This is a genomic window from Bradyrhizobium sp. HKCCYLRH2060, from assembly GCF_051168135.1.
Taxonomy (GTDB): Bacteria; Pseudomonadota; Alphaproteobacteria; order Rhizobiales; family Xanthobacteraceae; genus Bradyrhizobium.
Map to the genome: position 1 here is coordinate 1 of NZ_JBNPUK010000006.1, position 24,537 is coordinate 24,537.

Here is a 24,537-nt window from a genome sequence, read left to right on the forward strand (position 1 = left end):
GAAGGCCAGTTTCATGGACGATCTGTTGCGTGAGTTCCTGACGGAGACCAGCGAGAGCCTGGATACCGTCGACAATCAATTGGTGCGGTTCGAGCAGGAGCCGAACAACGCCAAGATCCTCGATAACATCTTCCGGCTGGTGCACACGATCAAGGGGACCTGCGGTTTCCTCGGCCTGCCGCGGCTCGAGGCGCTGGCGCATGCCGCCGAGACCCTGATGGGCAAATTCCGCGACGGCATGCCGGTCACCGGCGAGGCCGTGACGCTGATCCTCACCACCATCGACCGCATCAAGGACATCCTGGGACAGCTCGAGGCCAACGAGGCCGAGCCCGAGGGCGAGGACCGCGACCTCATCAGCGAACTCGAAGCCATGGTCGAGCGCGGCATGGCGGCCATGGCCGCCGGCGAGGCCGCGCCACCGCTCGCGCCCGCGGCGCCCGAACCGCCGCCCAAGCCCGCGGTGACGCAGGGCTCCTTGATCGACCAGACGCTGGAGCGTCCGCTGCGTCCGGGCGAAGTGTCGCTCGACGAGCTGGAGCGCGCCTTCCGCGAGACCGCGATCGAGATGCCGCCCGCGCATGAGAAGGCGCCTGAGCCCAAACCCGCTGCCCCGGCGCCGGTCGCCAAGGCCGGGCCTGCCAAGGCGGAAGCAGAGGCCAAGGCCGAGCCGAAGAAGGCGGCGCGGCCGAAGGCCAATGCCGACGGCGAGGTGCACGAGAACGACAAGGTCGCCAACCAGTCGATCCGCGTCAACGTCGACACGCTCGAACATCTGATGACGATGGTCTCCGAGCTGGTGCTGACGCGCAACCAGCTGCTCGAGATCGCCCGCCGCAACGAGGATACCGAGTTCAAGGTGCCACTGCAGCGGCTGTCCAACGTCACCGCCGAGCTGCAGGAGGGCGTCATGAAGACGCGCATGCAGCCGATCGGCAATGCCTGGCAGAAGCTGCCGCGCATCGTCCGCGATCTCGCGACCGAACTCGGCAAGCAGATCGAGCTCGAGATGCACGGCGCCGACACCGAGCTCGACCGCCAGGTGCTCGACCTGATCAAGGATCCGCTCACCCACATGGTGCGCAACTCCGCCGATCACGGCCTGGAGACGATGGCCGAGCGCGCCGCGGCCGGCAAGGCCGAGCAGGGCACCATCCGGCTCTCCGCCTATCATGAAGGCGGCCATATCATCATCTGCATCGCCGACAACGGCCGCGGCCTCAACACCGAGCGCATCAAGGCCAAGGCCCTGGCGAACGGCCTCGTCACCGAGGCCGAGCTCGAGAAGATGACCGAAGCGCAGATCCACAAGTTCATCTTCGAGCCGGGCTTCTCGACCGCGGCCGCCGTCACCTCGGTCTCGGGCCGCGGCGTCGGCATGGACGTGGTGCGCACCAACATCGACCAGATCGGCGGCACCATCGACATCAAGTCGGTGGTCGGCGAGGGCACCTCGGTCACCATCAAGATCCCGCTGACGCTCGCGATCGTCTCGGCGCTGATCGTCGAAGCCGGCGGCGACCGCTTCGCGATCCCGCAATTGTCGGTCGTCGAGCTGGTGCGCGCGCGCGCCAACTCCGAGCACCGCATCGAGCGCATCAAGGACACCGCGGTCCTGCGCTTGCGCAACAAGCTCTTGCCGCTGATGCATCTGAAGAAGCTCCTGAAGATCGACGACGGCTCGTCGACCGATCCGGAGAACGGCTTCATCGTGGTGACGCAGGTCGGCAACCAGACCTTCGGCATCGTGGTGGACTGCGTGTTCCACACCGAGGAAATCGTGGTCAAGCCGATGTCGACCAAGCTGCGTCACATCGACATGTTCTCGGGCAACACCATCCTGGGCGACGGCGCCGTGATCATGATCATCGATCCGAACGGCATTGCGAAGGCGCTCGGCGCCGCCGGCTCGGCCTCGCAGGCGGTGTCGGACGAGCACGCCGCGCATCACGCCATCGGCGGCGAGCAGCTCACCTCGCTCCTGGTGTTCCGCGCCGGCACGGCGCAGCCCAAGGCGGTGCCGCTGGCGCTGGTCACGCGGCTCGAGGAGATCGCAGCCGACAAGATCGAGATCTCCAACGGCCGTTACATGGTGCAGTATCGCGACCAGCTGATGCCCCTGGTGCAGATGGAAGGCGTGTCGGTGCAGACGTCGGGCTCGCAGCCGATCCTGGTGTTCGCCGACGAGACCCGCGCGATGGGCCTCGTGGTCGACGAGATCATCGACATCGTCGAGGAGCGGCTCAACATCCAGGTCTCCGGCGCCAAGGACGGCATCCTCGGCTCAGCGGTGATCAAGGGCCAGGCGACCGAGGTGATCGACGTCGGCCACTTCCTGCCGATGGCGTTCGCCGACTGGTTCATCCGCAAGGAGATGGCCACCGAGTCGCAGACGCAGTCGGTGCTGCTGGTCGACGACTCCCCGTTCTTCCGCAACATGCTGGCGCCGGTGTTGAAGTCGGCCGGCTACAAGGTGCGCACCGCGGCCTCGGCGCTCGAGGGCCTGGCCACGCTGCGCTCCGGGCACAGCTTCGACATCGTCGTCACCGACATCGAGATGCCGGAGATGAACGGCTTCGAGTTCACCGAGGCGATCCGCGCCGACCAGAACCTGAACCAGATGCCGGTCATCGCGGTGTCGTCGCTGGTGTCGCCGGCGGCGATCGAGCGCGGCCGCCAGGCGGGTCTCTACGACTACATCGCCAAGTTCGACCGGCCCGGCCTGATCGCGGCGCTGAAGGAACAGATCGAGGAACGGGCCCGCGCCGAAGCCAACCGGCGGGCCGCGTGACAGCAAGCGGACAGGAGTAGCGTGCGATGAGCAGCAAGATCGAAACCACCGAGGGCGCCGCCGTCGAATACGTCACCGCGATGATCGGCGGCCAGCTGTTCGGCCTGCCGATCTCCCGGGTCCAGGACGTGTTCATGCCGGAGCGGGTGACGCGGGTGCCGCTGTCATCGGCGGAGATCGCAGGCGTCCTGAACCTGCGCGGCCGCATCGTGACCGTCGTCGACATGCGGGCGCGGCTCGGCCTTGCCCGCGCCGAGGACGGCAAGCCGCCGATGGCGGTCGGCGTCGATCTGCGCGGCGAGTCCTATGGTCTCCTGATCGACCAGATCGGCGAGGTGCTGCGGCTGCCCGAGGAGGGCCGGGAGGAGAACCCCGTCAACCTCGACCCGCGCATGGCGAAATTCGCCGGCGGCGTGCACCGCCTCGACGGCCAGCTGATGGTCATTCTCGACGTCGATCGCGTGCTCGAACTCCTGCCGAAGGCAGCAATCGCCGCCTAGCCCGTCAACCGTCCCATAGGGGAGACAACAATGAAGAGCTGTCTGGTCGTGGATGACTCCAGCGTCGTGCGCAAGATCGCACGCCGTATCCTGGAGGAGCTGGGCTTTTCCGTCGTCGAGGCGGAGGATGGCGAGCGGGCGCTCGAGATCTGCACCAAGAGCCTGCCGGACGCCATTCTGCTCGACTGGAACATGCCCGTCATGGACGGTTATGATTTCCTCGGGCGCCTGCGCCGGCTGCCGGGCGGCGAAGGCCCGAAGGTGGTGTTCTGCACCACCGAGAATGACATCGATCACATCTCGCGCGCGCTCAACGCCGGCGCCAACGAATACATCATGAAGCCGTTCGACAAGGAAATCGTCGCCGCCAAATTCCAGGAAGTCGGTCTCATCCAGGCGCTGTCAGCCGAATCCGCCTGATCCCTTCGTCTGCCCAGAAGAGGCCGCCCGTGAACCAGCCCGATTATGAGTTCCTGCGCAAACTGCTTCGAGACAAATCGGGTCTCGATCTGTCTGCCGACAAGCAATATCTGATCGAGAGCCGCCTGCTTCCGCTCGCGCGCAAGGCCGGCCTCGCCAGCATCAGCGATCTCGTCCAGAAGCTGAGGGACGGGTCGAGCGCGTTGATCAGCCAGGTCGTCGAAGCGATGACGACCAACGAGACGTTCTTCTTCCGCGACAAGGTCCCGTTCGATCATTTTCGCGACGTGATCATGCCGGAGCTCCTCAAGGCGCGCGCCAACCGCAAGTCGATCCGGATCTGGTGCGCCGCTTGCTCGACCGGCCAGGAGCCGTATTCGCTGGCGATGTCGCTCAAGGAGATGGGATCTGCGCTCAGTGGATGGCGCATCGAGATCATCGCCACCGATCTCTCCCAGGAGGTGCTCGAGAAGTCCAAGGCGGGTCTCTACAGCCAGTTCGAGGTGCAGCGCGGGCTGCCGATCCAGCTTCTGGTCAAATATTTCAAGCAGGCGGGCGAACTCTGGCAGATCAATTCCGACGTGCGCGGCATGGTCCAGCATCGCCAGCTCAATCTGCTGCACGACTTCTCCCAGCTCGGCACGTTCGACGTCGTGTTCTGCCGCAACGTGCTGATCTATTTCGACCAGGACACCAAGATCAACATTTTCGGCCGGCTCGCCAAGTTGATGGAGCCGGACGGCTTCCTCGTTCTCGGTGCCGCGGAGACCGTCGTCGGCCTCACCGACGTGTTCAAGCCCCTTACGGACCGGCGTGGCCTGTATCGCCCGAGCGGGATCGTTTCCGCGGCGAAGGCGCCGGCTCCGGGAATGCCCAGGATCGCGGCCGCGGGCAACTAGATGTTTCGGCAGCCCAATAGAGCAGGACGCGAAGATGTCTGACGACAACAAAGGTACGGAGCGCGTCACCTTCAGCCGCGGCTACGATGTCTGCATCATGGGCATCGACGGGACCTGGCGCAGGGACTGCCAGCTCAACGCCATCTCGGACAACGACGCGGTGCTGACGGTCGAAGGATCGATCCAGGGATTGAACCTGAAGGAGTTCTTTCTACTGCTGTCCTCGACGGGGCTCGCCTACCGCCGCTGCGAGCTGGTCCGGGTCAACGGCTCCGAGATGGACATCCAGTTCATCAAGGGAAAGAACAAGAAGAAGCGTGGCAACGCCTCCGCCGGCCAGGAAGCGACCGTCAACTAGTTCGCCTTCCGGCGGCACGGCGCATTGCTCGCCCGCGGCTTGGGAAGCTTCCGCGCGCGGAGCGACGAAGAGACGCGCCAGCCCGGGTCCTGCGCAAGTCCTAAGACGGGTGGCGGTTTTTCGGAGAGCCGCTTTACGTCGCCGCAGGCTCGGACGTGTAAGACAATGACGTCGGTCAAATTTCCAGGGACGGCCAATGCCGGTCATGAGTTCGGAACTTGCATCCAGCCGGTCGGAGCGCGCCGATGATGGCGAGCGGCGCGCGCTGCAGCTCTTGGTCGTCGACGACGACGCCGCGCAGCGGACGCTGATCGCGCTGGCGGCCAAGCAGGCCGGCCACGCCGTGACGGTCGCGGCCACGTGCAGCGATGCGATCCGCGAGGTGCGCAACAAGCGCTTTGACTGCGTCACGCTCGATCTCATGCTCGAGGACGGCGACGGGACCGAGGTCCTCAAGGTCATCGCAGATACCCGCTTCGCCGGTTCCGTGATCGTGATCAGCGGCATGGACGCGGCCAAGCGAATTGAGGCCCGGCTGTTCGCGCGCTCGCTCGGAATCGACCTGCAGAGCCTGCCGAAGCCAGTCGATCTGGCGGCGCTGCGCATCTGCCTGGCCAATCTCGGCAAGACTGCGCTCGGCCTGCCCGTGGTTCACACCTGGGGCGGCGTCGCAGCCGAAAGTGTTGCCGCGAAGCATCGGTCCTGAGAGAGCCGCATCGGCGCAAGCCGCCGTCCGGAGTGCACAATCCTGTGCAACGTCCAAATCCCGCCGATCTCTGATCAAAACGAGGGCAAGGCCGGCTGACGCCTGTACGTCTTGTGTCAAATGCCGTGCAGATTTTCGTGGACAGAGAGCCGTGCACGCGTCTGGCGCCGAGCATGTCTGTTCGGCGTGGTGCACGTCGGCAACGCTGATGCGATCAGAGTTTGATGTCGATCATGATGCTGTCGGCGTTGATGTGTTTTGCAAGGCAGCATGCTGCTCGAGACGACTGCCTTGAGATCGTGTCCAGATCGTGGTCTCGTGAAGGCGATCACCGATCTGCAGCTACTACTTGTGGGTTAGGATCATAAACCGTACAAATACGGGTGCCCAAAGCACCCGACGAGTATGGTATCATAAGACGCGCTTTCATTGTTTCTTCTCCTTTGCAAGAGCAATCGCCCATGGCCGAACAAACAACTTCCCGCGGTGAGATTTTTGTCGTCGATGACGACCCAGCCGTGCGCGACACCCTCTCGATGGTCTTGTCGGCAGGTGGGTATGAAGTGATCTGTTTTGCGGACGGCGCCGCGCTCCTGGCGGTGGCGCGGAGCAGGACACCGGCCTGCATCCTGCTCGATGTGCACATCCCCGGAAAGTCCGGTCTCGACATTCTCAGGGAATTGCACGGCGAGGACTATCCGGCTCCGATCTTCATGATCTCAGGCCAGGGCGACATCCCGATGGCCGTGAATGCGATCAAGAACGGGGCGCTCGACTTCATCGAGAAGCCGTTCCGCGGCAGTGAGATCGTGGCCCGTCTGAACGAGGCGATTGGCGCGTTCGCGCGGCGGCAGAAGGAGAATGCCTCGCCGAAGATCGGCTCGCTGCATTTCCCCGGCCGCGAGCCGCTGACGCGGCGCGAGCGCGAGGTCCTGGAACAGTTCACGGCGGGGGCCTCGAACAAGGAGGCGGGGCGCACGCTGGGCATCAGCCCGCGCACGATCGAGGATCACCGCGCCAACATCATGAAGAAGCTCGGCGCGCGCAACGCGGCCGATCTGATCCGCATCGTGATGACGGCGTCGCGCGCCAATTGAGCCGATGGCCGGGCCGCCCGCACGTGGCCGCGCTCTGGAGCAGCGGCAATCGCAGGCGCAGGCCGCGTCGGGCGGGCCGCATTGGTCAAGCCTCGTTTTTCAAGCCTCGGTCGCGGCGAGTGCCTTGCGGATCATCCTGGCCAGCTCGGATTTGCGGTACGGTTTCGGCAACAGAAGAATTCCTTCGTCGAGCCGGCCGTGATGCACCACGGCATTCTCGGTATAGCCGGAGGTGAACAGGACCCGCTGCGTGGGACGAAGCCGCTGGATCTCGGATGCGAGCTGGCGGCCGTTCATCGTCCCCGGCATGATGATGTCGGTGAAGAGCAGATCGAACGGCTCTCCGGCATTGGTGATAGCCAGCGCTTCGGCGGCATTGGCCGCCTCCAGCGTCGCGTAGCCCAGCGCATGGAGCTGGGCGAGAACGTAGCCGCGCACCAGCCGGTCGTCCTCCACCACCAGGATTGTCTCCTGGCCGCCCTGGATCGCCGGCGCGGCGCCCGATGGCTGCGTGATCGCTTCTTCGCTGCCCGGCGGCAGGTACATCCGGATCGTGGTGCCGTGGCCCTCTTCGCTGTAGATCCTGATGTGGCCGGCCGATTGCTTCACGAAGCCGTACACCATCGACAATCCGAGCCCCGTCCCCTTGCCCGGTCCCTTCGAGGTGAAGAACGGATTGAACACCTTGTCGATGATGGCGGCGGGAATGCCGCTGCCACTGTCGCTCACCGCGATCATCGCGTAGCGACCGGGCCGCACGTCGTCGTAGAGACTTGCGTAGTTCTCGTCGAGGTCGGCCCAGCCGGTCTCCAGGATGAGCTTGCCGCCATTCAGCATCGCGTCGCGGGCATTGAGCGCGAGGTTGATGACCGCCGTGGCGAGCTGGTTCGGATCGACATGCGCCACGCAGGTCTCGTCCTGGAAGACGGACTCGATCTCGATCTGCTCTCCGAGCGTCGGCCGCAGCAGCTTGGCCGTGTCGATCATCAGCGTGTTGACGTCGACCTCGCGCGGCTGCAGCGGCTGCCGGCGCGCAAAGGCGAGCAGATGCTGGGTGAGATCGGCCCCGCGGGCGGCGGCCTCGTCGATCATCCTGGTGATCGCGGCGAGCTGCGGCTCCTTGGCCACGGCCGCGGCGAGAATCTCGATCGTGCCGGTGATCACGGTGAGGATGTTGTTGAAGTCGTGTGCGATGCCGCCGGTGAGCTGGCCGATCGCCTCCATCTTCTCGGACTGGCGGATCCGCTCCTCGGTCGCGATCTTGTCGGTGAGGTCGCGGAAGAAGCCGTTCAGCACGACACCGTTGCGGGTCCTCAGCGCGGTCACGCTGAGCTCGGCCTTGAACTCGCGGCCGTCGCGCCGCTTCACCATGACCTCGCGCCGGCGGCCGCCCCCGAGTGCGCTCGCTTGTCCGGTCATCAGGATACGGCCGAGCGCGGCGCGCAGCTCCTCGCCGACATCCCCGACCGTGATCACGTCGAAGACGTCCTTGCCGATGATCTCGGCGCGCGACCAGCCGAAGATCTTCTCGGCCTGGGAGTTCCAGTTGAGAATGGCGCCGTTGTCGTCGACCTGGACGAAGGCATCGAGCGCGGTCTCGATGATGTTGCGGGCGAGCTGTTCGCTTTCCCGCAGCGTCTCCTGCGCCAGCCGGCTCTCGGTCATGTCGCGGCCGATGAAGAAGTGGCGCTGCACCGGCTCCGACCAGTTCGAGGTCCAGGACAGCGTCACCACGCGGCCGTCCTTGTGGACGTAGCGGCAGTCGGAGGTGCGAGCCCGAAGGCCGAGGCGCGAGGCGCGCAGCTCCTCGCGTGCTTTGAGCAGATCGTCCGAGTGGATGAAATCCGCACCGCTGCGGCCGATCATCTCGGCCGGCGCATAGCCGAGAATCGCCTCCACGCTCGGTGAGACCTGAACCAGGATGCCATTGCGATCGGTGATGAGGATCAGGTCCTGCGACGTCTCGAAGATGCGCCGCCGCTCCTCGGTCTGCTGGCGCAGCGCCAGCTCGGTCCGGCGGCTCTCGGTGACGTCGCGTGCGATCTTGGAGGCGCCGATGATCTGGCCCGTCGGTGACTTGATCGGCGAGACGCTGAGCGAGACCTGGACCAGCTCACCGTCCTTGCGGATCCGCACCGTCTCGAAATGCTGGATCCGCTCGCCGCGGGCCATGCGCACCAGAATGTCCTGGGCCTCGGCCATGCGCTCGGGCGGCACGAGGAAATCCGCAAGGCGGCCCACGGCCTCCTCGGCGGAGTAGCCCAGCATGGCCTCGGCTGCCGGATTCCAGGCGGTGATGGTGCCGTCCAGCGACAGCGTCACGATCGCGTCGTTCGACGATTCCACCGCGGCACTGTAGAGCCGTTCGCGGGCCGCGAAATGGTCGCGCGCCGCTTCGGTCAGGTAATGCTCCTGGACCTCGCGCTCGAGCTCGGCGGTCTTGGTGCGAACCTCGTCCAGCACGCGGGCGAAAGCGCGCGCCAGCACGCCGGTCTCGCCGACCGCCTCGAGCGGGATGTTCACCGCCTCGCCGCGCCCCACACCCTCGACGGCCTGGGTCAGCTGGTTGATCGGCCGCGTCAGCGAGCGCGCGACCACGAAGGCGAGCGCGGCCGCGCACAGCATCGCGATCAGGCCGACCTCGATCGCCGTCTTGCGGATGGCGAGGGCGGGCGCCATGAAGGCGGTGTTCGGGATCGTCTCGATCACCGCCACCCATTCTTGTCCCGCGAGCAGCGCCGGCGCGAAGGCGACGCCGCCGGGACGATCGGCCTCGTCGTGCAGGATCTGCGCGAAACCCTCGGCGCTGCCGGTTGCGCCTGCGAGCGTCGGAAAATCGTCCTGCCATCGCGTCGATCGGCCGCGTTTCGAGGCGAATTCCCGGTCTGATTCGGGATGGAAGAGATAGTCGCCGCGGGCGTTCACGACATAGAGCTGTGCGCCCGGGCGGGCCGCCGTGCGCAGATGCGCGAAGACCGGGCGCATGTCGAGATCGACCATCAGGATCGCGAACGGCTTGCCGTCCGCCCCGAACACCGGCGTGCCGACGCACAGCATCGGCACGCCTGTCTTGGGGTCCGTCGTGTTGCCGTCGAGAATGATCGGCGACAGCCGGATGCCGCCGGGCGGCAGGCTCAGCGTCTCCTTGATGTAGTTGCGCTCGCCGCGCGTGATCAGCTCGTTCTCCGGAACGATCCGCACCGTGTTGCCCGGCCCGAGCCGGTCGACCCGGATCAGCTCGCGATAATCGTTCTCGATCCCGACCAGGCGGATCATCGCGTAGGTCTGCTTGGCCTGCAGCTCGGCGAAGTAGCGCGTTGCGACCCGCTCGCGCCACGACTGCGCCGGCAGCCCTTCGCGGGGATCGGGAGCCCCCGTCTTCAGTGTGCGTATCAACGTTGCCAGATTCGGCGAGGCGCGATAGCCGTTGATGTCGTTGCGGGCGCTGCCGACATAGTTTTCGAGCTCGGTCGCCATCAGGCGCGAATGCGACTCGATTCGATCGAGCGCGCGCGGCAACAGCGCCCGCTCGAGGCTGCGATAGCCGAGCCAGCCGACGGCGAACACCGCGATCGCGACCAGCAGGATCATCGCGATCGCCAGCCGCGTCGTCAGCGTGAGGCGCCCGCCGAACCGCGAAGCCTCGCTCGCGCGCTGCGCGCTGCTGAGCAGCAGCCCTTCGGTTCGGCCGTCAGGATTTCGGAACAGCATCTTGGCCTGGCCGGGGTCGAGTAGCCCGATCGCCTGCCGATGCCAGGCATTCGGAAACCATCGTCAGGAGGGCTGCCGGTTTGAACGGCTTGGGCAACGCGGAAACCGCTCCGAGCTTGGTGGCCATGGTAAGATAGTCGGGCTCAGACATCGAGGCCGGGGTGTGGGAACGTCCCGAGGTCATGATGATCGGAACACCCGGCGTGTGCCTGAGGATCATGCGCATCGCCTCCAGCCCGTCCATGCCCGGCATGAAGATGTCCAGGATCACCAGGTCAAAGCTCTCGCTCTTGAAGCGGACGAGCGCCTTCTGGCCGTCGCCGGCGATGCCGACGACGTGACCGGCCCGTTCGAGCACGCGCTGAATTGTCAGCTGCATGAGCGGATCGTCGTCCACGACCAGAATCTTCGCCACGCTCCGCATCTCCCGATTGGCTGGCAGCAAGACCAACGGTCAGTTGTAAGGTTTTGCCCAATTCGCGGCGCGCCGCAAGCGTTTCGCCGGACAAGTCACATGCAGGATGGGACGCGGGCAGACACCGATGTTCCGGACGCGCCAATCGGGAAACAATCCGGGCGCCTTGCGTTGCGGGAGCGAGGCGTGTGCTCGAACGGCGTTCTTGCCTGCATTTGAGGCATTCGCGCCGTGGTTGTAAGGCTGGAACGCTTCACATTCGATTAATCTGGGTGATGGACGATTTGCCAGGGCTCCTGTTTTGCTCGTATCGGCGTGCCACTAGCCGCTGAGATAGTCCGGCCAGCGGCCCCGAATGGTCGCGAGGTCGCTCAGCGTGCCGGTCAGGTGCTCGCGCAGATGCGTCTGCGCGTCGTCCGGGCGGCCCGCGGCGATCGCGTCGACGATCTGCTTGTGGTGGCGCAGGATCGTCTGCGCCTTGCCGGGGGACGGCAGATGCAGCCGGCGCAGCCGGTCGATGTGACCGCTGCGGCTCCGCACCAGGGTCCACAGCTCGTGCTTGTCCGCGGCGGTGTAGAGCCGCTCGTGGAATGCGTTGTCGACCACCGTGAATGACGCGAAGTCGCCGTCCCTGGCGAAGCGCCGCTGCTGGGCGATCAGCGCGTTCAGCTCGTCGATCGGGGCCGTCGCAGGCCGCAGCGCGAGCAGGCGCACGATCTCGAGCTCCAGCGCCTGGCGCAGGAACTGCGCCTGCTGCGCCCGACCAACATCGATGCGGCTGACCAGGGTCGCGTGCTGCGGGAACACGTCGACGAGGCCTTCTTCGGCGAGGCGCATCAGCGCGTCGCGGATCGGCGTCGAGCTGAGGCCGAACTCGGCCTGCAGCGCCGGCCGCGACAATGGTGCTCCCGGTGGCAGCGCCAGGGCGATGATCTGGTCGCGCAACCGCTCGAAGACCTGCGGTGCCGCGCGCCGGCTCGGATCGAGCCGTTCGGGCGGTAGAACCGCAGCAGGCGTCGCAGGCAATGCCATGGGGTCGGACGTCCGGCTCGAATGTCGCAGGGGGAGAACAGCCCTTGTCAGAGATGCACTAATGCATTAGTGCATCTCCCCGCCGGCCGTCAAGAAGGAGCCGGCACGCGAGGAGGGATGTCCCATGTTCGAGAAGTTCGCGCGCTCGGCCGCACGAGCCGCCGGCCTGCTGGCCGCGCTGCTGGTCGCGCCGGCCTGGAATGACGCCGCGCAGGCCCAGCAGAAGACCGAAATCTCGCTGTCGCGCCAGCCCGGCATCTTCTACATGCCGAGCCACATCATCGAGAAGAACAAGCTGATCGAGAAGCATGCCGCCGCGCTCGGCGTGCCCGGCGTCACCACCAAATGGCTGACCTTCTCCGGCGGCGGCGCGCAGACCGATGCGCTGCTGTCCGGCAGCGTCGACATCCTCAACACCGGCACCGGCAATCTGCTGCTGCTGTGGGATCGCACCCGCGGTGGCGTGAAGGGCATCGTCGCGACCTCGGCGCAGCCGATGACCCTGATCAGCCGCGATCCCAACATCAAGTCGATCAAGGATTTTGGCCCCAGCGACAAGATCGCGGTGCCGACCGTGAAGGTCTCGACCCAAGCCATCGTGCTGCAGATCGCGGCCGCCGAGGCGTTCGGCGCCGATCAGTGGAACAAGCTCGACGCCAACACCGTGCAGCTCGGTCACCCCGACGCCTATACGGCGCTATCGAATCCGCAGCACGAGGTGCACAATCATTTCTCGATCCCGCCCTACACGTTTCTCGAATTGAAGAACGTGCCCGGCGCGCATGTCGTGCTGAATTCGCCCGACGTGATGGGCGGGCCACTCAGCCAGGCGCAGTTCTTCACCACGACGAAGTTCGCCGACGCCAATCCGAAGATCATCCAGGCGGTGCGCGAGGCCACCAAGGAAGCGCAGGACCTGATCCGCAGCGACACCCGGACCGCGGTCGAGATCTACAAGGAGATCACCGGCGACAAGACCTCGGTCGAGGACCTGCTCGCCTGGCTCAAGGAGCCCGGCATGATGGAGTGGAATCTGGAGCCGCAGGGCACGATGAAGTTCGCCGCCCATCTCGCCAAGATCGGCACCATCAAGACCCAGCCCAAGGCCTGGACCGACTATTATCTGCCGGTCGCGCATGATCTGAAGGGCAACTGATGTCCGCGCTGCTCGACGTCGATGGCGTCACCCTCCGCTACAAGACCTCCAGCGCGGTGATCACCGCGACGGAGCGGGTCGGCTTCTCCGTCGACCGCTCCGACCGCTTCGTGCTGCTGGGGCCGTCGGGATGCGGCAAGTCGACCTTGCTGAAGGCGGTCGGCGGCTACATCAAGCCGAGCGAAGGCCGGATGCGCATCAACGGCCGCGAGATCACCGGGCCCGGCGCCGACCGCATGATGATCTTCCAGGAGTTCGACCAGCTGCTGCCCTGGAAGACCGTGCTCGCCAACGTCATGTTTCCACTGCTGACGGCGCGACGCATGCCGCGCAAGGAGGCCGAGAGCCGCGCCCGCGCCTACATCGAAAAGGTCGGGCTGACGCGCGTCGTCGATGCCTATCCGCACACGCTGTCGGGCGGCATGAAGCAGCGCGTCGCAATTGCCAGGGGCATGGCGATGGAGCCGGACATCCTGCTGATGGACGAGCCGTTCGCGGCGCTCGATGCGCTGACGCGGCGGACCTGCCAGGACGAGCTGCTGCAGCTCTGGAATGAGACCAAGTTCACGGTGCTGTTCGTGACGCATTCGATCGCGGAGGCGATCAAGATCGGCAACCGCATCCTGCTGCTGTCGCCGCATCCCGGCCGGGTCAAGGCCGAGGTCATCGACGTCGACAAGGTGTCGGCCGAGGACGGCAGCGCGGCGCGCCTGGAGAAGCAGATCCATGATCTCTTGTTCTCCGAACCCGCAACGACGCATTGAGGACGGCGCCCATGGCTGAAGCCAAGATCATCCTGCGTGATACGTCGGCCGCGAGCGCCGCGCCTGCAGATGTCGCGCGCAAGCTCGGCGTGCTCGAGCTGCTGTGGAACGACGGCTTCGTGCGCAAGACCCTGATCATTGTCTTGCTCGCCGCGATCTGGCAGGCCTATGGCAGCTATCTCGACAATCCCCTGCTGTTCCCGACCTTCTCCGACACCATCGCGGCGCTGTGGGAGAAGGTCCGCGACGGCACCATTCCGATGCGCGTCTGGACCTCGCTGAAGGTGCTGTTCATGGGCTATGCCGCCGGCATCGTTCTCGCGGCGATCCTGACTGTGCTCGCGATCTCGACCCGCATCGGCACCGATTTCCTCGAGACGATCACGGCGATGTTCAATCCCTTGCCGGCGATCGCGCTGTTGCCGCTGGCCCTGATCTGGTTCGGGCTCGGCAGCGGCAGTCTCGTGTTCGTGCTGATCCATTCGGTGCTGTGGCCGGTCGCGCTCAACACCCATTCGGGCTTCAAGAGCGTGTCGAACACGCTGCGCATGGTCGGCCGCAACTATGGCCTCACCGGCTTCTCCTACGTGATCCGCATCCTGATCCCGGCGGCGTTCGGGGCCATCCTCACCGGCCTGAAGATCGGCTGGGCCTTTGCCTGGCGCACCCTGATTGCCGCGGAGCTGGTCTTCGGTGTCTCCTCTGGCCAGGGCGGTCTCGGCTGGTTCATCTTCGAGAACCGCAACCTGCTCGAGATCCCGGCGGTGTTCGCCGGCCTCCTGACCGTGATCCTGATCGGTCTCGTGGTCGAGAACCTGATCTTCCGGACCATCGAGCGCAAGACCGTGCTGACCTGGGGCACCCAATCATGACCGACCGCAAGCACCCCGATCAGCTGCGCAGCGCGCGCTGGTTCGCGCCCGACGATCTCCGCTCGTTCGGCCACCGCTCGCGCGTGATGCAGATGGGCTATGCCCAGGAGGAGTGGAAGGGCCGTCCGGTCATCGCCATCGTCAACACTTGGTCCGACGCGCAGCCCTGCCACATGCACTTCAAGAGCCGCGTCGACGACGTCAAGCGCGGCGTGCTGATGGCCGGCGGCTTCCCGATCGAGCTGCCGGCGCTGTCGCTGTCGGAGTCGCTGTTGAAGCCGACCACGATGCTCTACCGCAACATGCTGGCGATGGACGTCGAGGAGCTCCTGCGCGGCCACCCCGTCGACGGCGTGGTGCTGATGGGCGGCTGCGACAAGACCACGCCGGCGCTGCTGCTCGGCGCCACCAGCATGAACCTGCCGGCGATCTATCTTCCCGCGGGGCCGATGCTGCGCGGCAATTGGAAAGGCAAGACGCTCGGCTCCGGCTCCGACGCCTGGAAATACTGGGACGAGCGCCGCGCCGGCAAGCTGTCGGACGCCGACTGGAATGCGATGGAGGCGGGTATCGCCCGCAGCCACGGCACCTGCATGACCATGGGCACGGCGTCGACCATGACTGCGATCGCGGAAGCGATCGGCATGACCCTGCCTGGCGCCTCGTCGATCCCCGCCGCCGATGCCGAGCACATCCGGATGAGCTCGGAATGCGGCCGCCGCATCGTCGAGATGGTGTGGGAGGACCTGACGCCGTCGAAGATCCAGACCAAGGCCGCGTTCGAGAACGCGATCGCGGTGGCGATGGCAATGGGTTGCTCGACCAACGCCATCATCCATGTGATCGCGCAGGCGCGCCGCGCGGGTGCAGACATTGGCCTCGATGATTTCGAGGCCGCGAGCCGCAAGGTGCCGGTGCTCGCCAATGTGCGGCCGAGCGGCGACACCTATCTGATGGAGGACTTCTACTACGCCGGCGGCTTGCCGGGACTGATGAACCGGATGACGGAGCACCTCCATCTCGAATGCCTCACCGTCAACGGCCGTACGCTCGGTGACAACATCGCGGATGCCGGCGTCTACAATGACGACGTCATCCGTCCGCAGTCCAACCCGATCTACCGCGAGGGCGCACTCGCCGTGCTCAAGGGCAATCTTGCGCCGGACGGCTGCGTCATCAAGCCTTCGGCTTGCGAGCCACGCTTCCTCAAGCATTCCGGCCCGGCGCTGGTGTTCGACGACTATCCGTCGATGAAGAAGGCGATCGACGATCCCGATCTCGATGTTACCGCTGATCATGTGCTGATCCTGCGCAATGCCGGGCCGCAGGGCGGCCCGGGCATGCCGGAATGGGGCATGCTGCCGATCCCGACCAAGCTGGTGAAGCAGGGCGTCCGCGACATGGTGCGCCTGTCGGACGCTCGCATGAGCGGCACCAGCTACGGCGCCTGCATCCTGCACGTATCGCCAGAGTCCTATATCGGCGGTCCCCTGGCGCTGGTGCGCAACGGCGATCTCATCACGCTCGACGTCGCCGCCCGCACCATCGATCTTGACGTTCCCGAGGACGAGCTGGCCCGCCGCCGCGCCGAATGGCAGCCGCCCACGCCGCGCTTCGAGCGCGGCTATGGCTGGATGTTCGCCCGCCACATCAGGCAGGCCAATGATGGCTGCGACTTCGACTTCCTGGAAACCGGCTTCGGCGCGCCGGTGGGCGAGCCGGCTATTTATTAGTTAGTGATTGTCGTTCCTAGGCAGGCGAAGCCTGAGTCTGGAACTTCGAGATTGGGATTCGAGCTATCACCGCAACAAAGGTGCGCTCCCTCCCCCCTTGTGGGGGAGGGCTGGGGAGGGGGGTAGCCCCAAGCGACACCATTGATGTGGGCCCCACCCCCAACCCCTCCCCGCAAGGGGGAGGGAGCGCAGCGAGCAAGACCAAGACATGACCAGACTCAGCACCGCCACCCGCAACAAGCTCAAGACCGTCTCGACCGCGACCGTCGCCACCGCGCTGTTCAAGCGCGGCCTGCGAATCCAGTGCATCCAGAACGTCCATCCGCTCAGTCCGGAGCAGCCGACCATGGTCGGCGAGGCCTTCACGCTGCGCTACATCCCGGCGCGCGAGGATCTCAACACCATCGAGGTGTTTCGCGACCACGGCCATCCGCAGCGCAAGGCCGTCGAGGATTGTCCGCCCGGCGCCGTGCTGGTGATGGACAGCCGCAAGGACGCGCGCGCTGCTTCGGCCGGCGCGATCCTGGTCAGCCGGCTGCAGCAGCGCGGCGTCGCCGGCGTCGTCACCGACGGCGGCTTCCGTGACGCCGCCGACATCGCCAGGCTCGGCATCCCCGCCTTCCACCAGCGCCCGAGCGCGCCGACCAACCTCACCCTGCATCATGCCATCGAGATCAACGGCCCGATCGCCTGCGGCGACGCCCCGGTGTTTCCCGGCGACGTGATCCTCGGCGATTCCGACGGCGTCATCGTCATCCCAGCCCATCTCGCCGACGAGATCGCGGACGAGACGTTCGAGATGACCGCGTTCGAGGATTTCGTTGCCGAGGAAGTTGCCAAGGGCCGCTCGATCCTCGGCCTCTATCCCGCAACCGACCCGCAGACGCCCGCCGACTTCGCGGCATGGCGCGCGAAGAACAACAGGTAGCCGCTCCAAATTCCGGTGTCGTCCCTGCGAACGCAGGGACGACACCGTTGTTGTGGCGCGAGCGTACCACAAAGCGCCGAAAATGCCCGCCCATCCAGCGAGAGCTGCAAGCCTGACATGCGGCTGAATCGCCACGTGCGCTGTTGACCGGGCGCTCCGCGCTGGTCACGGTGGCCGGCCCTCATAGCCGCTCCGTGCCCCATGCTCTCCATCGCCTCCCTCTGGATTCCCTTCACCCTGGTCGCCGCCGCCGGCCAGGTCGCGCGCAACGCGATGCAGCGGTCGCTGACGGCGAAGCTCGGCACCTGGGGTGCGACCAATATCCGCTTCCTGTTCGGCTTTCCGTTCTCGCTGGTGTTCCTGACCGTGGTGCTGCTGGCCACCGGCGACCATCTGCCATGGCCGCCTGCTGTGTTCTGGCCGTGGCTGCTGCTCGGCGCGCTCAGCCAGATCATCGCCACCGGGCTGATGCTGCTGGCGATGACCGATCGCTCGTTCGTCGTCACCACCGCCTATCTGAAGACCGAGGCGATCCAGACGGCGATCTTCGGCTTCATCTTCCTCGGTGATCCGCTCTCGCTGCCGAAGCTGGTCGCCATCCTGATCGCCACCATCGGCGTCGTTATCACCGCGCTGCGTCCCGGTGGCGAGAAGGGCTTCGCAGAGTTGAAGCCGACGGTGACCGGACTGGTCGCAGCCGCCGCGTTCGCCTTGTCGGCCGTCGGCTTCCGCGGTGCCATCATCACCGTCGACGGCGTCTCCTTCGTCACGGCGGCGTCCTACACGCTGGTCTGGGGCCTGTTCGTGCAGACGGCGCTCCTCACCGTCTATCTGCTGGCGCGCGCCCCCGGCATCCTGCGCGGGATCCTGTCGCTGTGGCGGCCGTCGATGATGGCCGGCTTCGTCGGCGCCTTCGCGTCGCAATTCTGGTTCCTGGCGTTTGCGCTGACCGCGGCCGCCAATGTCCGCACGCTGGCGCTGATCGAGGTGCTGTTCGCGCAAGGCGTGTCGTACTACTCGTTCAAGCAGCCGGTTTCGCTGCGCGAGATCGGCGGCATCGCGCTGATCGTCGCCGGGGTGGCGCTGCTGATCGCGGTGTAGTCAACCCTTGAGCGCGATCAGCACGGCACCGGCCGCGATCAGCGCGATGCCGATCCAGCCCTGGGGACTCGGTCGCTCGCCGAGAAACACGGCCCCGAACAAGGCGACCAGCACGACGCTGAGCTTGTCGATCGGCGCGACCAGCGTCGCCGGCCCGAGCTTCAGGGCGCGGAAATAGCACAGCCACGAGGCGCCGGTGCCGAGCGCCGACAGCGTCAGGAAGAGCCAGCTCTTCATCGAGATCGGGCCGGGGCTCGTCAGCTGGCCGGTCGCGAACAGGATCAGCGCCAGCGTCACCAGCACGATCGCGGTGCGGATCAGCGTGGCGAGATCGGAGTTGAGACCCTCGACGCCAACCTTGGCGAAGATGGCGGTGAGGGCCGCGAACAGAGCCGAGAGGAGGGCCCAGAGCTGCCAGGAGGAGGAGAGGGGGAACATCTCATCTCTCGGAGGAAGGTCGCAGTTGAGGTCGAGACATTTCAACCGTCATTGCTTCGCGGCGCTCGCAATGCTGGAAAGATTGCCGAGATCGTGCGCGCATCACTGCCGGCTGCCGCCGAGTGACGAGCCCCGCTGGTCAATTCCGGTCGTCGGGCAGCACCGGGATCGGCGCGACCTCGATGCCTTCCTCGATCAGTTCGCGGGCCTCGTCGAGCGAAGCCTCGCCATAGATCGGCCGGTGCTCGGTCTCGCCGTAATGCATCTTGCGCGCCTCCGTCGGGAAACGCTCGCCGACATCGTCGGCGTTCTTGACGATGTGGTCGCGCAGCTCCTTGAGCTTGGCGCGCAGCTCGCGCTCCTGCGCCATCATCAGCGACGTCGATCCGGGCGGAATGACCTCCTGGGCGGGCGTCGGTACCGGAGCAGGCGCGGCAGGCACGGGCGCCGCGTCGCGGCCCTTCTTGCTGACGATGCGCGGCGCCATGATCGCCTTCTCGATCTTGGTCGAGCCGCAGGCCGGGCATTCCACCAGCTTGCGCTTCACCTGCGAATCGTAGGCCGAGGAGCTCTGGAACCAGCTTTCGAACGTGTGGTCACGCTCGCAGCGCAGCGCGTAGCGAATCATGCCGAGCCCCGCACCAGGTGCAGATAGTCCGGACCCGCGTTGGGGTCGGCGATGCCGAACCGGCGGCCGTGCTGCAGCGAAGGAATGGTCTGGCGCACGCTCTCGACCCGCGCGGGATCGATCCGCGCCATGATGACGCCGGGCTCGACGCCGCCCTCCGCGAGGATCTCACCCCAGGGATCGATGATCAGCGAATGCCCGAAGGTCTCGCGCTTGTTCTCGTGCACGCCGCATTGGGCGGCGGCGAACACGAAGCAGCCGGTCTCGATGGCCCGGGCGCGCAGCAGAGTGTGCCAGTGCGCCTCGCCGGTCTTGCGGGTGAACGCTGAGGGCACGCTGATGAACGAGGCGCCGCTCTCGGCCAGCGCGCGATACAGCGCCGGGAAGCGCACGTCGTAGCAGATCGTCAGCCCCAGACGGCCCCAGGGCAGATCCGAGATCACGGCCGTCTCGCCCGGCTGATAATTGGCGGACTCGCGATAGCTCTCGCCGCCCGGCAGGTCGATGTCGAACATGTGGATCTTGTCGTAGCTCGCCAGCACGTTGCCGTCGGGCCCGATCAGGAACGAGCGGTTCACGGCCTTGTCTGCCGAGAAGCGCAGCGCCAGCGATCCGATGTGCAGATGGATGCCCAGCTCCTTCGCGAGCGCCTGATAGGCCTTAAGAGAGGGATCGTCCGCCTCGCTCTTGAGCTGCTCGAACAGCGCCGTCCGGTTGAGCTGCATCATGTTGCTCACTTCCGGCGTCTGGACGTACTCCGCGCCCTGCGCCACCGCTTCCCGGATCAGCCTTGTGCCCTGCTCGAGGCTCGGCTCGGGCAGGAGCGAGGTGCGCATCTGCACCATGGCGGCGGTAAAGCTGCGGTCGTTGCTCATGATGTCGCCTTGTCTCCCGCCAGCATGGCGTCGAGCCTGCCCTCGCGATCGAGCGCATAGAGATCGTCGCAGCCGCCGACATGGGTCTGGCCGATGAAGATCTGCGGAAAGGTCGAGCCCGGGCCGACACGATCATACATCTTCTGCCGAATCGTCGGATCCCTGCCCGCGTCATGCTCGGTAAAGGGAACGTTCTTGCGGGTCAGGAGCGATTTGGCGGCCGTGCAGTAGCCGCACCCCGGACGGGTATAGATTTCGATCGCAGCGGTCATGTCGCGCTCAGCTGTTTCAGAACAATAGATTATATGGGAGCGCGGGGGGCATCGACAACCCGGGCGAAGACCAGCACGCTGACCTCGGCCGCCTTGGCGCGCAGCAGCGCGCGGGCGCAGGCATCCACCGTCGCGCCGGTGGTCAGCACGTCGTCGACGATCACGATGCGGCGCCCCTGCACGTCATGCAGGCGGTCTGAAGATACCTGGAATGCGCCCTGCACATTGCTGGCGCGCTGGGCGCGCGACAAGCCGACCTGCTGCTCGGTGGCGCGGACACGGCGCAGCGTATCGCCGCTCATTCGGACGCGGCTACAGCGGGCGACCACCCGGGCAAGGGCGCCGGACTGGTTATAGCGGCGGGAAAAGCCGCGCCGCCAATGCAGGGGCACGGGGACCACGAGGTCGGCTTCGGCCAGCAGCTCACGGCCGGCGCGGGCCATCCAGCGTCCCATGATCGGCGCCAGATCGGTGCGATCCTGATATTTCAGCTGATGCACCAGGGTGCGGGCGACCTCGTCATAGCGCACCGCCGCGCGGGCGCGGGCATAGGCCGGCGGCGCCGCGATCGCCTCCATCGACAACAGCTCCGGACCGGGATCGTAGACGAAGGGGATGCCGAGCTTGGGGCAATAAGGCCGCTCGATGAACGACAGCTTGCCCCAGCAGGCGGCACAGACGCCCTCGCCGTCGACCGGCTCGCGACAGGCGATGCACAGTGTGGGGAGCGCGACGTCGAGTGCGAGCTTCGCGACATGCGCGAGACCGCCGTGCAGCGCGCCTACGGCTGTACGAAGTCGTCCGACGCTGATTGGAGCAAACGTCACGCCCATGTGTTGAGGCTAGCGTCGCAACCCGCGCCGCTCAAGCGGCGCATTGCCCGGCCACCAGGATCGGCGTAACCAGCCCCGATGACCCAGCCCGCGACAGCTCCCATTCTGTTCGACCGTCCCCTGCTTGCGCAGCGGCAGCGGCGGGCTGCGGGCGCGCCCGAGACGTTCCTGCTGGAGCGCGTCGCCGAGGACATCGCGGACCGCCTCGCCGCGGTGAACCGGTCGTTCGATGCGGCCGCCGATATCTGGACGCCCGGCGCCGGTTTGGCGCCACATCTCACAGGCGGTGTTGCGCAACTGGCCCATCTGGCGGCGCCCGCCACGGCGGATGAGACGCTGCCGCTGGCGCCGCAATCGCTCGATCTGGCGCTGTCGGCGCTGGCGTTCCAATTCGTCAATGACCTGCCCGGCCTGCTGGTGCAGGTTCGCCGGGCCTTGCGCCCAGATGGTCTGCTGCTTGCGGCGATGATCGGCGGCGATACGCTGACCGAGCTCCGGCAATCCTTCGCGGCCGCCGAGGCCGAATGCGAGGGCGGTGTGTCGCCGCGTGTCGTCCCGTTCGCCGATCTGCGCGATGTCGGCGGGCTGTTGCAGCGTGCCGGCTTCGCGCTGCCGGTCACCGACGTCGACCGGGTCGTGGTGCGCTATGCCAGTGCGTTCGGCCTGATGCAGGATCTCCGCCGCATGGGCGCGACCAACAGTCTGGTCGAGCGCCGCCGCACGCCGCTGCGTCGTGCGACCTTGCTGCGAATGGCCGAAATCTATGCCGAGCGCTTCGCCGATCCCGACGGCCGCATCCGCGCCACTTTCGACATCATCTGGATCTCCGGCTGGGCGCCGCACGAAAGCCAGCAGAAGCCGCTGAAGCCGGGCTCGGCGACAGCGAGCCTGGAGGCCGCGGTGAAGCGGAGCCAGGGAGCCGGTGATCGCGAGTAAGCAGACTCGTCATCGCCGGGCTTGACCCGGCGATCCATCCTCTTCGAGAGTCTTCGGAAGAGGATGGATGCGCGGATCAAGTCCGCGCATGACGAGTGAGGTTGGGCGCCGTCCCAGCTACATCAATAAATCAATCAGATGCGGCAGCAGCGGAATGTCCGCGGGCGGCATCGGATAGTCGCGCAGCTTGTTCGGCCGCACCCAGGCCAGTTGCTGGCCCTCGCGCGCGGTGACCACGCCTTCCCAGCGCCGGCAGATGTAGAGCGGCATCAGCAGATGGAACGTCTCATAGGCGTGGCTGGCAAAGGTCAGCGGTGCGAGGCAGGCCTCGCGCACGGTGATGCCGAGCTCCTCGTCGAGTTCGCGGATCAGGCTCGCTTCGGGGCGCTCACCCGGCTCGAGCTTGCCGCCGGGAAACTCCCAGAGTCCCGCGAGCGTCTTGCCGGGCGGCCGCTGCGCCAGCAGCACACGATTGTCGGCGTCGACGAGCGCGCAGGCGACGACGAGCGTGAGTTTCAGGTCGGGCATGATCCGATCGGTTGCGAGAGGGATGCGCCGGTCCGAGAACCAGGCACGCTGTTGAGGGAATTTTAACCTAGGCCGTTTCGCGCCCCGTTTCCACGGTTGAAATAAGCCAACCTTAATGGCCGGCCGCGTATTTTCACGGGTGAACGCCGTGGCCTCCTCATGGTTTGTTAGGCATCATTCATGCGAATTCTATCCAGCCTGCTCGGCCGCCTGCGCCGCGACGTCAGCGGCAACGTCGCAGTGACGTTCGCGATCGTCTGCGTTCCGCTGATCACCGCGGTCGGCTGCGGCGTCGACTACAGCCGCGCCAACCAGATGCGCGCCAAGCTGCAGGCGGCTGTCGACGCTGCCTCGGTCGGCGCAGTGTCCCGCACCGCGCCGGCCTTCATCGCCGCGGGCACGATGACCTCGGACGGCGTGATTGCCGCCGGCAACGACGACGCGGCAAAGATCTTCAACGGCAACATGTCCGGCACGTCGGGCTATACGCTGACTAGCCTGACGCCGGAGGTGAAGAAGGCCGGCTCGGTGCTGACCGCCACCGTGTCGTTCTCGGCCACCGTGCCGATGATGTTCATGAACATCGTCGGGTTCAAGACCATGGCCCTGCAGGGCTCGTCGACGGCCAAGGCTTCGATGCCGCGATACATCGATTTTTATCTGCTGCTCGACAATTCGCCGTCGATGGGCGTGGCGGCGACGCCGGCGGACGTGACCAAGATGGTCAATGCGACCTCCGACAAATGCGCCTTCGCCTGCCACGACTACAACGACGCCAACAACTACTACAACCTCGCCAAGACGCTCAACGTCACCACCCGGATCGACGTGCTGCGCAACGCCACCCAGCAGCTGATGGACACGGCGCAGCAGACGCAGACCTATACGAACCAGTTCCGCATGGCGATCTATGATTTCGGCGCGGCGTCGAAGACGATCGGATTGCGGGCGCTGTTTTCGCTGTCGTCGAGCCTATCCAGCGCCAAGAGCGCGGCGGGCAACATCGACCTGATGGGCGTCTACGGCAACAATGACGCCTACACGGCCGACAAGGATACGCCGTTCACCTCGGTATTCCCCGCCATCAACAACGAAATCTCGACGCCCGGCGACGGCACCACCGGCTCGCCGTTGAAATACCTGTTCTTCGTCTCCGACGGGGTCGCGGACGAGAGCAACGCGTCCTGCCTGAAGCCCAAGGCCAGCGGCAATCGCTGCCAGTCGCCGATCAATCCGGCGCTCTGCACCACGCTCAAGAACCGCGGCATCAAGATCGCGGTGCTCTACACGACCTATCTGCAGCTGCCGACCAACAGCTGGTACATGAGCTGGATCGATCCCTTCAACAAGGGGCCGTTCGGTCCGTCGCCGAACAGCGAGATCGCGCAGAAGATGCAGGCCTGCGCCTCGGATGGATTCTACTTCGAGGTGTCGCCGACCCAGGGCATCGCCGAGGCGATGAAGGCCCTGTTCCAGAAGGCGGTCGCCGACGCACGGATCGCGAGTTGATCAATTTGGCAGGAAGCACGCCGGCATTTGCGCGC

General features: G+C 66.0%; 24 protein-coding genes. 15 read left to right on the forward strand and 9 right to left on the reverse strand.

Annotated features, from left to right (window positions below):
- The first annotated feature begins 13 nt into the window (after window positions 1-13).
- The 7 genes from ACQR10_RS14235 (at window position 14) to ACQR10_RS14265 (ending at window position 6,771) form a co-directional block, all read left to right on the forward strand.
- Window positions 14-2,791 (forward strand): hybrid sensor histidine kinase/response regulator, encoded by a 2,778-nt coding sequence (locus tag ACQR10_RS14235; protein WP_316216653.1) that lies wholly within the window; start codon window positions 14-16, stop codon window positions 2,789-2,791.
- A gap of 26 nt (window positions 2,792-2,817) precedes the next feature.
- Window positions 2,818-3,291 (forward strand): chemotaxis protein CheW, encoded by a 474-nt coding sequence (locus ACQR10_RS14240; protein ID WP_315800634.1) that lies wholly within the window; start codon window positions 2,818-2,820, stop codon window positions 3,289-3,291.
- A gap of 30 nt (window positions 3,292-3,321) precedes the next feature.
- Window positions 3,322-3,711 (forward strand): response regulator, encoded by a 390-nt coding sequence (locus ACQR10_RS14245; protein ID WP_315716971.1) that lies wholly within the window; start codon window positions 3,322-3,324, stop codon window positions 3,709-3,711.
- A 29-nt stretch (window positions 3,712-3,740) separates the two neighbouring features.
- The gene (locus ACQR10_RS14250; RefSeq protein WP_316216856.1) at window positions 3,741-4,610 is read left to right on the forward strand and encodes a CheR family methyltransferase; all 870 of its coding nucleotides are present in this window, start codon (window positions 3,741-3,743) and stop codon (window positions 4,608-4,610) included.
- Window positions 4,611-4,644: 34 nt separating this feature from the next.
- Window positions 4,645-4,968: a PilZ domain-containing protein gene (locus tag ACQR10_RS14255; RefSeq protein WP_315800632.1), complete on the forward strand. Its 324-nt coding sequence runs from the start codon at window positions 4,645-4,647 to the stop codon at window positions 4,966-4,968.
- Between the two features lie 196 nt (window positions 4,969-5,164).
- Window positions 5,165-5,674 (forward strand): response regulator, encoded by a 510-nt coding sequence (locus ACQR10_RS14260; RefSeq protein ID WP_315800631.1) that lies wholly within the window; start codon window positions 5,165-5,167, stop codon window positions 5,672-5,674.
- A 461-nt stretch (window positions 5,675-6,135) separates the two neighbouring features.
- Window positions 6,136-6,771 (forward strand): response regulator transcription factor, encoded by a 636-nt coding sequence (locus tag ACQR10_RS14265; RefSeq protein WP_315717165.1) that lies wholly within the window; start codon window positions 6,136-6,138, stop codon window positions 6,769-6,771.
- Window positions 6,772-6,870: 99 nt separating this feature from the next.
- Here the strand turns inward: ACQR10_RS14265 and ACQR10_RS14270 are convergent, their stop codons facing one another.
- The 3 genes from ACQR10_RS14270 to ACQR10_RS14280 all read right to left on the reverse strand — a co-directional run bounded on the left by ACQR10_RS14270 (window position 6,871) and on the right by ACQR10_RS14280 (window position 11,929).
- Window positions 6,871-10,482 carry a PAS domain S-box protein gene (locus tag ACQR10_RS14270; RefSeq protein WP_316216855.1) on the reverse strand — a complete coding sequence of 1,204 codons (3,612 nt, stop codon included), beginning with the start codon at window positions 10,480-10,482 and terminating at the stop codon, window positions 6,871-6,873.
- A complete protein-coding gene (locus ACQR10_RS14275) occupies window positions 10,463-10,897 on the reverse strand; it encodes a response regulator (protein WP_315800629.1) in 435 nt (144 codons plus the stop codon). Before ACQR10_RS14275 ends, ACQR10_RS14270 begins: the two co-directional genes overlap by 20 nt.
- A 321-nt stretch (window positions 10,898-11,218) precedes the next feature.
- Window positions 11,219-11,929, reverse strand: a complete 711-nt coding sequence (locus ACQR10_RS14280) for a GntR family transcriptional regulator (RefSeq protein WP_315800628.1) — start codon at window positions 11,927-11,929, stop codon at window positions 11,219-11,221.
- Window positions 11,930-12,053: 124 nt separating this feature from the next.
- Between ACQR10_RS14280 and ACQR10_RS14285 the strand changes: the two genes are divergently transcribed.
- The 6 genes from ACQR10_RS14285 (at window position 12,054) to ACQR10_RS14310 (ending at window position 18,483) form a co-directional block, all read left to right on the forward strand.
- Entirely contained in the window at window positions 12,054-13,085 is a 1,032-nt protein-coding gene (locus ACQR10_RS14285) for an ABC transporter substrate-binding protein (RefSeq protein ID WP_434846555.1), read from the forward strand.
- Window positions 13,085-13,849 carry an ABC transporter ATP-binding protein gene (locus ACQR10_RS14290; RefSeq protein WP_315800626.1) on the forward strand — a complete coding sequence of 255 codons (765 nt, stop codon included), beginning with the start codon at window positions 13,085-13,087 and terminating at the stop codon, window positions 13,847-13,849. The genes ACQR10_RS14285 and ACQR10_RS14290 overlap by 1 nt, the downstream gene beginning before the upstream one ends.
- A gap of 11 nt (window positions 13,850-13,860) precedes the next feature.
- A complete protein-coding gene (locus ACQR10_RS14295) occupies window positions 13,861-14,721 on the forward strand; it encodes an ABC transporter permease (protein ID WP_315800625.1) in 861 nt (286 codons plus the stop codon).
- Window positions 14,718-16,454 (forward strand): L-arabinonate dehydratase, encoded by a 1,737-nt coding sequence (gene araD, locus ACQR10_RS14300; RefSeq protein WP_316216853.1) that lies wholly within the window; start codon window positions 14,718-14,720, stop codon window positions 16,452-16,454. The genes ACQR10_RS14295 and araD overlap by 4 nt, the downstream gene beginning before the upstream one ends.
- A gap of 208 nt (window positions 16,455-16,662) precedes the next feature.
- Window positions 16,663-17,382 carry a ribonuclease activity regulator RraA gene (locus tag ACQR10_RS14305; RefSeq protein ID WP_316216852.1) on the forward strand — a complete coding sequence of 240 codons (720 nt, stop codon included), beginning with the start codon at window positions 16,663-16,665 and terminating at the stop codon, window positions 17,380-17,382.
- 201 nt (window positions 17,383-17,583) lie between these two features.
- The gene (locus ACQR10_RS14310; protein ID WP_315800622.1) at window positions 17,584-18,483 is read left to right on the forward strand and encodes an EamA family transporter; all 900 of its coding nucleotides are present in this window, start codon (window positions 17,584-17,586) and stop codon (window positions 18,481-18,483) included.
- Here ACQR10_RS14310 and ACQR10_RS14315 read toward each other — a convergent pair whose 3' ends face one another.
- From ACQR10_RS14315 to ACQR10_RS14335, 5 genes are all read right to left on the reverse strand, one after another.
- Window positions 18,484-18,921 carry an EamA family transporter gene (locus ACQR10_RS14315; protein ID WP_316216851.1) on the reverse strand — a complete coding sequence of 146 codons (438 nt, stop codon included), beginning with the start codon at window positions 18,919-18,921 and terminating at the stop codon, window positions 18,484-18,486. It abuts the gene before it with no gap.
- A 139-nt stretch (window positions 18,922-19,060) separates the two neighbouring features.
- Window positions 19,061-19,549 (reverse strand): DUF1178 family protein, encoded by a 489-nt coding sequence (locus ACQR10_RS14320; RefSeq protein ID WP_316182887.1) that lies wholly within the window; start codon window positions 19,547-19,549, stop codon window positions 19,061-19,063.
- Window positions 19,546-20,424 carry a carbon-nitrogen hydrolase family protein gene (locus ACQR10_RS14325; protein WP_316182888.1) on the reverse strand — a complete coding sequence of 293 codons (879 nt, stop codon included), beginning with the start codon at window positions 20,422-20,424 and terminating at the stop codon, window positions 19,546-19,548. The genes ACQR10_RS14320 and ACQR10_RS14325 overlap by 4 nt, the downstream gene beginning before the upstream one ends.
- Entirely contained in the window at window positions 20,421-20,696 is a 276-nt protein-coding gene (grxC, locus tag ACQR10_RS14330; protein ID WP_316216850.1) for a glutaredoxin 3, read from the reverse strand. The genes ACQR10_RS14325 and grxC overlap by 4 nt, the downstream gene beginning before the upstream one ends.
- A gap of 29 nt (window positions 20,697-20,725) precedes the next feature.
- Complete coding sequence (locus ACQR10_RS14335; RefSeq protein WP_316216849.1) at window positions 20,726-21,529, reverse strand: ComF family protein; 804 nt, start codon at window positions 21,527-21,529, stop codon at window positions 20,726-20,728.
- A 78-nt stretch (window positions 21,530-21,607) separates the two neighbouring features.
- Here ACQR10_RS14335 and ACQR10_RS14340 point away from each other — a divergent pair, with 78 nt between their 5' ends.
- Window positions 21,608-22,465, forward strand: a complete 858-nt coding sequence (locus tag ACQR10_RS14340; RefSeq protein WP_316182891.1) for a methyltransferase domain-containing protein — start codon at window positions 21,608-21,610, stop codon at window positions 22,463-22,465.
- A 117-nt stretch (window positions 22,466-22,582) separates the two neighbouring features.
- Here ACQR10_RS14340 and ACQR10_RS14345 read toward each other — a convergent pair whose 3' ends face one another.
- The gene (locus tag ACQR10_RS14345; protein ID WP_172184528.1) at window positions 22,583-22,993 is read right to left on the reverse strand and encodes a (deoxy)nucleoside triphosphate pyrophosphohydrolase; all 411 of its coding nucleotides are present in this window, start codon (window positions 22,991-22,993) and stop codon (window positions 22,583-22,585) included.
- Window positions 22,994-23,173: 180 nt separating this feature from the next.
- Between ACQR10_RS14345 and ACQR10_RS14350 the strand changes: the two genes are divergently transcribed.
- Window positions 23,174-24,502, forward strand: a complete 1,329-nt coding sequence (locus ACQR10_RS14350) for a TadE/TadG family type IV pilus assembly protein (protein WP_434848539.1) — start codon at window positions 23,174-23,176, stop codon at window positions 24,500-24,502.
- The last annotated feature ends 35 nt before the right edge of the window (window positions 24,503-24,537 follow it).